The 718-nt window shown below is 62.7% G+C and carries 1 protein-coding gene; it reads left to right on the top strand.

The genetic code is table 11. The features are described 5' to 3' along the window. Positions 1-489: electron transfer flavoprotein subunit beta/FixA family protein (locus DTW89_RS19135; protein ID WP_147277688.1), on the top strand; the 489-nt coding region annotated here is incomplete at its 5' end. Positions 490-718: the final 229 nt, after the last annotated feature.

Consider the following 718-nt stretch of genomic DNA (forward strand, 5'->3'; position numbering starts at 1 on the left):
ACCGACGCCGACCTGCAGCCGCTGGCCGTGGCCAAGCTCTTGAAGGCGCTGATCGACAAGGAGCAGCCATCGCTCGTGATCCTGGGCAAACAAGCCATCGACGACGACGCCAACCAGACCGGCCAGATGCTGGCCGCTTTGGCCGACCTGCCCCAGGCCACGTTCGCCAGCAAAGTCGAACTCTCGGCGGACAGCGTCAGCGTCACCCGCGAAGTCGACGGCGGCCTGGAAACCCTGGCATTGAGCCTGCCTGCCGTCATCACCACCGACCTGCGCCTGAACGAGCCCCGCTACGTCACCTTGCCCAACATCATGAAGGCCAAGAAAAAGCAGCTGGACACCATGAAGCCCGAAGACCTCGGCGTGGACGTGGCCCCGCGCCTCAAGACGATCAAGGTGGCAGAGCCTGCCAAACGTGGTGCCGGCATCAAGGTGGCTGATGTGGCTGCCCTGGTCGACAAACTCAAGAACGAAGCAAAAGTGATTTGACCCCCCTGAGTCGCTTTGCGCCTTCCCCCCAAGGGGGACGACACCCTCGGTGCGGGGCGGCCCTTCCTCGGTGTCCCGCGCATCGGCCCCGGTTGATCGAAGACCGCGGTTGATGCCGACACCCTCCAAGATTCAAGAGAAAGACGACTGTCATGACAACTCTCGTTATTGCTGAACACGACAACGCCACCATCAAAGGCGCCACCCTCAACACCGTCACCGCCGCTGT

The sequence above is a fragment of the Acidovorax sp. BoFeN1 genome, assembly GCF_003345135.1.
Lineage (GTDB): Bacteria > Pseudomonadota > Gammaproteobacteria > Burkholderiales > Burkholderiaceae_C > Acidovorax > Acidovorax defluvii.